We start from the raw sequence: 8,526 nt of genomic DNA, 5'->3' as shown, positions 1-8,526 counted from the left end.
GGTGACCAGCGAGGAATAGGAGCCGAAACCGACCCCGGTGCCGTGGGTCGAGGTGGCGATCGCCCCGGCCAGGGTCTGGTAATCGATGTCGGCCATGTTCGGCAGCGCCTGGCCGACCGCCTGCAGCGCCGGCCCCATGAGGGACATCGGCGTGCCGGCGGCGAACTCCGCCTGCAGGGTGGCCGGGTCATGGCCGAGAAGGCCGTTGAAGTAGGCCAGCGACACTAGGGTGCCGTCGGTAGGCACCAGGGCACTGAAGGAGTGGGCCGAGCCCACCGGGCGGACCTTGCCTTCGGCCTGGCGGATGACCTGGACCAGCTCGTCCAGGCTCTGCGGGGCGAGGCGTGCCTGGGGCAGGCAGCTCTGCCCGCCGGACCAGTTGCGCCAGGGGATCAGCCGGGGCGCGCGGGCCAGCTCCGCCAGCGCCGGGGTGCAGGCCAGCGCAGTGAAGGCGCCGACCACGCCGGCCCGTTGCAGCAGTTGGCGTCGGGTGAGGTTCATAGCCATGGAGGACGCCTTATTCAAGGTGCTGACCGGACATGAAGGAAATCAGCGCCAGGAACTGTTCTTCCGAGCACTGCATGCACATGCCCATCGGCGGCATGCCCTTGAAGCCATTGATGCTGTGGTCCAGCAGGCTGTCGGTGCCCTGGGCGACACGCGGCGCCCAGGCGGCGGCGTCACCGCTCTGCGGCGCCCCGGAGGCGGGGTTGGCGTGGCACAGCTTGCAACTGGTGTCGTAGACCTTGGCCAGGGCCGGGTCGGCCGGCGCCAGGGTGGCGGCGTTCTGCGGCGCGGCCGGCTTGGCCTCCTCGCCACAGCCGCCGAGCAGCCCGGCCAGGGCCAGCAGGGCGGGAATCAGCAGGTTCGCGGGTTTCGGCATCGCACTCCCCTCTTCTGCCGTGCCAGGCGGCACGGCGCTTGTTGTGGTGGGTAGCGCGCCACGTTACGCCAGGCGCCTCCGGGCGCTGAGGGCATTGGCGGACAGCGAGGGGGCATGGCAGGACAGTGCGATGACCGCGCCGGAAACCACAGGGTGCGGAGGCGCCTCAGCCGAGGGTCTTGGTCATCTCGCGGGTGGCTGCCCAGCCGAGGGCCTGGTACACCGGGCGGCCGACCTCGGTGGCGTGCAGCACGGCGAAGCCCAGGCCGCGCCGGGCGAACTCGGCTTCCGCCAGCTTCATCAGCGCCGTCGCCAGCCCCCGACGCCGGTAGGCCGGCTCGACGTACACGTTGAGCACGTAGCCGCGCTGGTCCTGGGTCGGGTGGGCCGGGTGCGGTGGCCAGTCGATGCTCATCAGGCCGATGCCGGCCGCCGGACTGCCCTCGTCCATCGCCATGAAGCCGTAATAGCGGCCGTCCTCCAGGCGCACCCGCAGCCAGGGGCACAAGTGCTCGGTCATCACCCGCAGCGCAGCCGGATCACCTCCGGCTTCGAGGAACATCGCCTCGCGGTGCCTGCAGATCAGCTCCAGGTCGTCCGGTACCAGCCGCCGCACCTGCAAACCGGAAAACTCAATACCACCGGGAATCTCGTCCATCACGCCACCCCCTCATTGATGGCCGATGCTAGGTCGCGCCACAGGGCGGCCGATAGGCACAGATCCCTGGGAAAAGCGGCATACAGCGTCGTGCTGCCAGGTAGGGGCGACTGAGGTCGCCCCTACACCGCCCCGATCAGGATCGGCAGCTTCCCCACAGCAAAGCCGCCTCCCTCACTTGCACGCCTTCAAGTTCACCGCCCCCACGAAATGGTTGCCGTGCCCCATCACGCAGGCCACGCGCTGGTTGCGGTTCCGCTCCCAGGCTTCCACCGGATACTGCTTGTTCCAGGCGGTGTAGAGCTGGCGGTCCTGCCTGGACAGACGCAGGCCGTAGCGCTCGCTCATGTAGAAGTAGGTGCGCGCGATCATCCCGCGGATCTGCTGGCGCGGCATGGCCTTGCGCGCCTTGAAGTCCACCACCATCGGGCAGGCGCCGTACTGGCTGGGCGCCTGGGGCAGCCAGCCGAAGCTGTAGTTGCTGCGGTCGCCGTTCACCTCGCCGATGCTCGGCACCAGGTTGTGCAGGTCGGCTTCGGCCCGGCGGTAGGCATCGTCGTGTCGGGCACAGTTCTCGCGGCCGCCGTTCTGCCAGCACTTGCGCTGGTGGCCGATGACCCAGGCCGGAACGATGTGCTCCCACTCGATGCGGCTGGCGCGCTTGGCATTGGTCCGCGGGACATAGCCGCAGCTCTTGAGGTCCACCTTGTTGCCGCTGTAGCGACAGCCGCAATAGAACTCGACGGGGTGGGAAGCGTAGAGCTTCCAGGCGGCTTTCTTGGCTTCCTGGAAGGTGCGCGGCGCGGCGGCCTGGGCGGTACCGGCCAGCAGGAGGGAGAGCAGCAGGACGAAACGGATCATGGATCAGGGGATTCCCGTACAGCGTGGAGAGGCACTCACTGACAGCGGCTCTTCATCGGAGTTTTGTTGCCAGGGGATGAGTTCAACGATTATATGTATATTCATACAGTATTCAATGAGAATCGTCTGATGATGCCTTCAGCCCCCATGCCCTTGCCAAAACCGCTGTCACAAAACCCTGGGATGATCCGTTCCCGGAAACACCCGCTGCCGCTGCGCGTTGCCGGCGGTCCGGACAACCCTGCACCACGCCGGCCGGCTGGAAGCCGCCACGGGGCGCGGTGCCTGCACTGATGAGGAGAACAGGGATGGTCGACGTGATGCAGTTGAAGTACACGGTCAACCGCATGGCGGTGTCCGAGGTACGCGAGGCGGTGGACGAGCTGCTGCTGGAGGGGCTGGTGACCGACGGCAAGACGCCCTTCACCCGGGTGCACTTCAACACCTGCCTGGCAGAGATCGAGGCGCTGTTCCAGCGGGCGGGCTACCACCGGCCGCTGGACGTGGTGGGCTACCAGGGACTGGTGTATGCCCTGTTCGACCCGACCCGCTGGGAGCCGGTGGAGGTGCTGCGCTGGCTGAAGGACTACGTGGAAAACGCCCAGGCCTGCCGCTCCCTGGCACGCACCGCCGACGAGCTCAGCGCCGCTGGGCGTACGCCGTGAACAGGCCGCTGCCGACGATGATGGCGATGCCGACCACGCCGATGGCATCCGGCGCGTGGTCAAAGAGCAGGTAGCCGAGCAGCCCGGCGAAGACGATCTGCCCGTAGCTGAACGGTGCCAGCAAGGCCGGCGAGGCATACCGGAACGCCTGGGTCAGCAGCATGTGCCCGCCCATGCCGCAGGCGCCCAGTGCCAGCATCAGCAGGCCGTGGCCGGGGGTGGTGGGCAGGCTCCAGAAGAACGGCACCAGGGTGCTCATGATCAGGGTGTTGGTGAGGCCGGTGATGAAGTTGCTGGTGGCCGGGCTGTCGTAGCGCGAGAGGATGCGCGTCAGCAACTGGTAGAAGGCGAAGCACACCGCCGCCGAGACCGGCAGGAGCACCGCCGGGGTGAACAGCGCGCCCCCCGGCCGCACGATCAGCAACACCCCACCCAGTCCCAGCAGGACTGCCACCCACTGCCCACGGGTGACGCGCTCCTTCAGCAGCGGCACCGACAACGCCGTGACCAGCAGCGGCGCCAGGAAGATCACCGAGGTCGCCTCCGCCAGGGGGATGTAACGCAGCCCCGTGGTGAACAGCAGGCTCACCCCGATCAGGCACAACGCCCGCGCCACCTGCAGCCCGGGGCGCTTCGCCCGCAGCACCCGCAAGCCCTGCTGCGGCAGCAGGTAGCCGGCCATCAGCAGCGTGTGCACCAGGTAGCGCACCCACACCACCATGATGATCGGGTAAAAAGCCGACAGGTATTTGGAGATGGCGTCGTGGCTGGAGAACAGGAAGATCGCCACGCAGATCAGCAGGATGCCCTTCAAGGGTTCCTCGCGGCGCATCGATGGGGTACTGGGGCTCATGCGGGGTTCCGGGCAGTCTGCGGCCGATATGTTTAGCAGACTAATGATGAGGCGGCTCAGAAAATAGCGACTTGAGCGACCGACCTCAACTCAGCGCGACCGGTCTGGGGTTATCCTAGCCGCCCCTCCCCGACCCCACCCGGCCCGATGAACCCCGAAGACCTCCTGCTGCTGGTGACCCGCGAGATGCCCTACGGCAAGTACAAGGGCCGCCTGATCGCCGACCTGCCCGGCCACTACCTCAACTGGTTCGCCCGCGAGGGCTTCCCCAAGGGCGAGATCGGCCGCCTGCTGGCCCTGATGCAGGAGATCGACCACAACGGCCTCAAGCCACTGCTGGAGCCCCTGCGCCAGAAACGGCGCCGCCCCCAGGCAGGTGCAACCAACTCGGACTAGTATGGAAACGCGCCCCTCGCCGCGTTTTCCCGACGACCGGTTGCACCTCACAAGGCATCGCGCAACCCCGCGCGCACCGAGGCGGTGCGGGGTTTCCCAGGCTTGCTGGAGACAGCGAAACATCAAGGTTGCACCTGGTTGCACCCCGACTTCGGCACAGCTACTCTTGGCGCCGCAATCCGCCGTGCCGACCACGGCAGCTGACGAGGACAAGAAATGGCCACCACCACTACCCTTGGCGTGAAACTCGATGAGGCGACCCGCGAGCGTCTCAAGGAAGCCGCCCGCCGCATCGACCGCACGCCCCACTGGCTGATCAAGCAAGCGATCTACAGCTACCTCGAGACCCTCGAGAGCGGCACCACCCTGCCGGAGCTGCAAAGCATCGCCGCGCGCCTGGCCGAGGGCGACAGTGAAGCGGTGGAGGCCCTCCTCGACCCGGTCTACCAGCCCTTCCTCGAATTCGCCGAGAGCATCCTCCCGCAGTCGGTCCTGCGCGCCGCGATCACCGCCGCCTACCGCCGCCCCGAGGAAGAAGTGGTGCCCATGCTGCTGGAGCAGGCCCGCCTGCCCGCCGAGATGGCCGAAGCCACCTACAAGCTCGCCTACGGCATCGCCGAGAAGCTGCGCAACCAGAAGAGCGCCGGCGGCCGTGCCGGCCTGGTGCAGGGCCTGCTGCAGGAATTCTCCCTGTCCTCCCAGGAAGGCGTGGCGCTGATGTGCCTGGCCGAAGCCCTGCTGCGCATCCCGGACAAGGGCACCCGTGACGCCCTGATCCGCGACAAGATCAGCAACGGCAACTGGCAGCAGCACCTGGGCCAGAGCCCGTCGATGTTCGTCAACGCCGCCTCCTGGGGCCTGCTGATCACCGGCAAGCTGGTATCCACCCACAACGAGGCCGGCCTCTCCAGCTCGCTGAACCGCATCATCGGCAAGAGCGGCGAACCGCTGATCCGCAAGGGCGTGGACATGGCCATGCGCCTGATGGGCGAGCAGTTCGTCACCGGCGAAACCATCGCCGAGGCCCTGGCCAACGCCAACAAATTCGAATCCAAGGGCTTCCGCTACTCCTACGACATGCTCGGCGAAGCCGCGCTGACCGAAGAGGACGCCCAGCGCTACTACGCCTCCTACGAGCAGGCCATCCACTCCATCGGCAAGGCCTCCCACGGTCGCGGCATCTACGAAGGTCCGGGCATCTCCATCAAGCTCTCCGCCCTGCACCCGCGCTACAGCCGCGCCCAGTACGAGCGCGTGATGGACGAGCTGTACCCGCGCGTGCTGGCCCTGACCCTGCTGGCCAAGCAGTACGACATCGGCCTGAACATCGACGCCGAGGAAGCCGACCGCCTGGAAATCTCCCTCGACCTGCTGGAACGCATGTGCTTCGAGCCGGGCCTGAAAGGCTGGAACGGTATCGGCTTCGTCATCCAGGCGTACCAGAAGCGCTGCCCGTATGTGATCGACTACGTCATCGACCTGGCCCGCCGCAGCCGCCACCGCCTGATGATCCGCCTGGTCAAGGGCGCCTACTGGGACAGCGAGATCAAGCGCGCCCAGGTCGACGGCCTGGAAGGCTTCCCGGTGTACACCCGCAAGGTCTACACCGACGTGTCCTACGTGGCCTGCGCCCGCAAGCTGCTGGCCGTACCGGACGCCATCTACCCGCAGTTCGCCACCCACAACGCCCACACCCTCTCGGCCATCTACCACATCGCCGGGCAGAACTATTACCCGGGCCAGTACGAGTTCCAGTGCCTGCACGGCATGGGCGAACCGCTGTACGAGCAGGTGGTGGGCAAGATCGCCGACGGCAAGCTGAACCGCCCCTGCCGCATCTACGCCCCGGTGGGCACCCACGAAACGCTGCTGGCCTACCTGGTGCGTCGCCTGCTGGAAAACGGCGCCAACACCTCGTTCGTCAACCGCATCGCCGACAGCTCCATCTCCATCAAGCAACTGGTGGAAGACCCGGTCGCCAGCATCGAAGCCATGGCTGCTGCCGAAGGCACCCTCGGCAAACCGCACCCGCGCATTCCCCTGCCCCGTGACCTGTACGGCAGCGGCCGGGTGAACTCCAGCGGCATCGACCTGGCCAACGAGCACCGCCTGGGCTCCCTCTCCAGCGCCCTGCTGGGCAGCGGCCACGCCGACTGGCGCGCCCGCCCGATGCTCGGCTGCCCGGTCTCCGAAGGCGAGAGCCTGCCGGTGCTCAACCCGGCCGACCACCGCGACGTCGTCGGCTATGTGCAGAACGCCAGCCTCGAAGACGTCGGCAACGCCGTGCTCGCCTCGCTGACCGCCGCCCCCATCTGGCAGGCCACCCCGCCGGTGGAGCGCGCCGCCGCCCTGGACCGCGCAGCCGACCTGATGGAAGCCGAGATCCAGCCGCTGATGGGCCTGCTCTGCCGCGAGGCCGGCAAGACCTTCGCCAACGCCATCGCCGAAGTGCGCGAGGCCGTGGACTTCCTGCGCTACTACGCCGCCCAGGCCCGCCACGACTTCGCCAACGACAGCCACCGCCCGCTGGGCCCGGTGGTCTGCATCAGCCCGTGGAACTTCCCCCTGGCGATCTTCACCGGCCAGGTGGTCGCCGCGCTGGCTGCCGGCAACACCGTGCTGGCCAAGCCCGCCGAGCAGACCCCGCTGGTGGCTGCCCAGGCCGTGCGCATCCTGCTGCAGGCCGGCATCCCCGAAGGCGCCGTGCAACTGCTGCCGGGTGAAGGCCACACCGTGGGCGCCGCCCTGGTGAGCGACGAGCGCGTCAAAGGCGTGATGTTCACCGGCTCCACCGAAGTCGCCGGCATCCTCGCCCGCAACGTCGCCGGCCGCCTGGACGCCCAGGGTCGCCCGATCCCACTGATCGCCGAGACCGGCGGCCAGAACGCCATGATCGTCGACTCCTCCGCCCTGCTGGAGCAGGTGGTCAACGACGTGGTCGCCTCCGCCTTCGACAGCGCCGGCCAGCGCTGCTCCGCCCTGCGCGTGCTGTGCCTGCAGGAAGACGTGGCCGACCGCGCACTGGAGATGCTCAAGGGCGCCATGGCCGAATGCCGCCTGGGCAACCCGGACAACATCATCGTCGACATCGGCCCGGTGATCGACGCCGAAGCCAAGGCCGGTATCGACCGCCACATCGAAGCCATGCGCAAGAAAGGCCGCCACGTCTACCAGGTCGCCCGCACCGAAGGCGACGTGATGAGCCGCGGCACCTTCGTCATGCCGACCCTGATCGAACTGGAAGGCCTGGACGAGCTGGAGCGCGAAGTGTTCGGCCCGGTGCTGCACGTGCTGCGCTACAAGCGCGAGAACCTGGACCAACTGCTGGACCAGATCAATGCCACCGGCTACGGCCTGACCCTGGGCGTGCACACCCGCATCGACGAAACCATCGCCAAGGTGGTGGACAAGGCCCACGCCGGCAACCTCTACGTCAACCGCAACATGGTCGGTGCCGTGGTCGGCGTGCAGCCCTTCGGCGGTGAAGGCCTCTCCGGCACCGGCCCGAAAGCCGGCGGCCCGCTGTACATGTACCGCCTGCTCGCCACCCGCCCGGAGGATGCGGTCACCCGCACCTTCCAGCGCCTCGACGAGCAACAGGCCGACGCCGGTCTGCGCACGCTCCAGGAAGAGCGCCAGGGCAAACCGCTGGCCGCTCTCAAGGAGTGGGCCGCGAAGGAAGGCCGTGGCGAACTGGCCAGCCTCTGCGACCGCTTCGCCGAGCTGTCCCAGAGCGGCCTGAGCCGCACCCTCCCCGGCCCGACCGGCGAGCGCAACACCTACCTGCTGCTGCCCCGCGAGAACGTGCTGGGCCTGGCCGACGACGAAGCCGATCTGCTGGTCCAACTGGCGGGCGCGCTGTCGGTGGGCAACCGCGTGGTCTGGCAGGACGGCGAAGTGACCAAGGCCCTGCGCACCAAACTGCCGAAGGCGGTTCAGTCGCGCATCCAGTTGGTCGCCGATTGGAAGAGCGAGGACGTGGCGTTCGACGCCGTGCTGCACCACGGTGATTCCGATCAGCTGCGCGAGATCTGCCAGCAGGTCGCCGCCCGCAAGGGCGCGATCATCGGCGTCCAGGGCCTGTCCCGTGGGGAAACCGCCGTACCGCTGGAGCGCCTGCTGATCGAACGCTCCCTCAGCGTCAACACTGCCGCCGCCGGCGGCAACGCCAGCCTGATGACCATCGGCTGACGCCCCGGGCCGCCTCGCG

8 protein-coding genes are annotated in these 8,526 nt (G+C 68.0%); 3 read left to right on the top strand and 5 right to left on the bottom strand.

Annotated features, from left to right (window positions below):
* From A7D27_RS21445 to A7D27_RS21430, 4 genes are all read right to left on the bottom strand, one after another.
* Positions 1-441 (bottom strand): FAD-binding protein (locus A7D27_RS21445; RefSeq protein WP_170832316.1); only part of this gene is annotated, 441 nt, incomplete at its 3' end.
* 76 nt (positions 442-517) lie between these two features.
* Positions 518-883, bottom strand: a complete 366-nt coding sequence (locus A7D27_RS21440) for a cytochrome c5 family protein (protein ID WP_044412685.1) — start codon at positions 881-883, stop codon at positions 518-520.
* A gap of 166 nt (positions 884-1,049) precedes the next feature.
* Complete coding sequence (locus A7D27_RS21435) at positions 1,050-1,541, bottom strand: GNAT family N-acetyltransferase (RefSeq protein WP_069566027.1); 492 nt, start codon at positions 1,539-1,541, stop codon at positions 1,050-1,052.
* Positions 1,542-1,715: 174 nt separating this feature from the next.
* Complete coding sequence (locus A7D27_RS21430) at positions 1,716-2,402, bottom strand: endonuclease (protein WP_069561260.1); 687 nt, start codon at positions 2,400-2,402, stop codon at positions 1,716-1,718.
* 308 nt (positions 2,403-2,710) lie between these two features.
* On the opposite strand from A7D27_RS21430, the gene A7D27_RS21425 reads away from it, so the two are divergent.
* Complete coding sequence (locus tag A7D27_RS21425; RefSeq protein WP_044412697.1) at positions 2,711-3,067, top strand: hypothetical protein; 357 nt, start codon at positions 2,711-2,713, stop codon at positions 3,065-3,067.
* On the opposite strand, the gene A7D27_RS21420 is transcribed toward A7D27_RS21425, so the two are convergent.
* Positions 3,042-3,920, bottom strand: coding sequence for a DMT family transporter (locus A7D27_RS21420; protein WP_069566026.1), 879 nt, complete (start codon positions 3,918-3,920; stop codon positions 3,042-3,044). The genes A7D27_RS21425 and A7D27_RS21420 overlap by 26 nt on opposite strands.
* Positions 3,921-4,067: 147 nt before the next feature.
* Here A7D27_RS21420 and A7D27_RS21415 point away from each other — a divergent pair, with 147 nt between their 5' ends.
* Entirely contained in the window at positions 4,068-4,316 is a 249-nt protein-coding gene (locus tag A7D27_RS21415; RefSeq protein ID WP_044412700.1) for a DUF3820 family protein, read from the top strand.
* 216 nt (positions 4,317-4,532) lie between these two features.
* Positions 4,533-8,507: a trifunctional transcriptional regulator/proline dehydrogenase/L-glutamate gamma-semialdehyde dehydrogenase gene (gene putA / locus A7D27_RS21410; RefSeq protein ID WP_069561263.1), complete on the top strand. Its 3,975-nt coding sequence runs from the start codon at positions 4,533-4,535 to the stop codon at positions 8,505-8,507.
* Positions 8,508-8,526: the final 19 nt, after the last annotated feature.

Source organism: Pseudomonas sp. 1D4, from assembly GCF_001728925.1.
GTDB classification, from domain to species: domain Bacteria; phylum Pseudomonadota; class Gammaproteobacteria; order Pseudomonadales; family Pseudomonadaceae; genus Metapseudomonas; species Metapseudomonas otitidis.
This window is presented reverse-complemented; position numbering and strand designations above follow the sequence as displayed.

Excerpts from the sequence above, each read along its gene's own strand:
- A7D27_RS21440 (WP_044412685.1), bottom strand. The coding sequence starts at position 883 with ATGCCGAAACCCGCGAACCTGCTGATTCCCGCCCTGCTGGCCCTGGCC.
- A7D27_RS21435 (WP_069566027.1), bottom strand. The coding sequence starts at position 1,541 with ATGGACGAGATTCCCGGTGGTATTGAGTTTTCCGGTTTGCAGGTGCGG.
- A7D27_RS21430 (WP_069561260.1), bottom strand. The coding sequence starts at position 2,402 with ATGATCCGTTTCGTCCTGCTGCTCTCCCTCCTGCTGGCCGGTACCGCC.
- A7D27_RS21425 (WP_044412697.1), top strand. The coding sequence starts at position 2,711 with ATGGTCGACGTGATGCAGTTGAAGTACACGGTCAACCGCATGGCGGTG.
- A7D27_RS21420 (WP_069566026.1), bottom strand. The coding sequence starts at position 3,920 with ATGAGCCCCAGTACCCCATCGATGCGCCGCGAGGAACCCTTGAAGGGC.
- A7D27_RS21415 (WP_044412700.1), top strand. The coding sequence starts at position 4,068 with ATGAACCCCGAAGACCTCCTGCTGCTGGTGACCCGCGAGATGCCCTAC.
- putA (WP_069561263.1), top strand. The coding sequence starts at position 4,533 with ATGGCCACCACCACTACCCTTGGCGTGAAACTCGATGAGGCGACCCGC.